This window comes from Mesorhizobium sp. M2E.F.Ca.ET.209.01.1.1 (assembly GCF_004010375.2).
In the GTDB taxonomy this organism is placed as follows: Bacteria; Pseudomonadota; Alphaproteobacteria; order Rhizobiales; family Rhizobiaceae; genus Mesorhizobium.
In genome coordinates this window covers 1-397 of the sequence record NZ_SADP02000302.1, presented here as the reverse complement: position 1 = coordinate 397, position 397 = coordinate 1, and the positions used below count along the sequence as shown (strand labels likewise).

Sequence of the window (397 nt, the reverse complement as noted above, 5' to 3'; positions counted from 1 at the left end):
GCGGCTTCCTCGGCCTGCTTCTGGCAAGCGGCGTCGATGCGCTTGAAGCCTTCCAGCTGGCCCAGGTAGTTCTTGGCCACGTTGTTCATGCTGGCGGCGGTGGCGGCGTACTTCACCTTGACGTCGGCGTCGGCCTTGCCGGCGTCGGCGATCATCTTCAGCACCGCGTTGTAGTGCTTGGCGATGGTCGGGTAGGTGAAGCTGGCGGTCTCGTTGAACTCGCCGGCCAGTGCGTAGCGGTTGGTGCGGCCCGGGTAGCCGGCCACCATCACGAAGTCGTCGGCGCCCAGCGGCTGGTCGGCGAACTTCAGGAAGTGCTTGGGCTGGTACGGCACGTTGTCGGCGGCGAAGGCGGCCGGCTTGCCGTCCTTGCCGACGTAGGCGCGGTAGAACGAGA

General features: G+C 66.5%; 1 protein-coding gene. It reads right to left on the bottom strand.

All coding sequences use genetic code 11. From position 1 onward, the window contains the following. The coding region (locus tag EN852_RS35750) for a S46 family peptidase (protein WP_135879674.1) at positions 1-397 on the bottom strand (397 nt) is incomplete at both ends.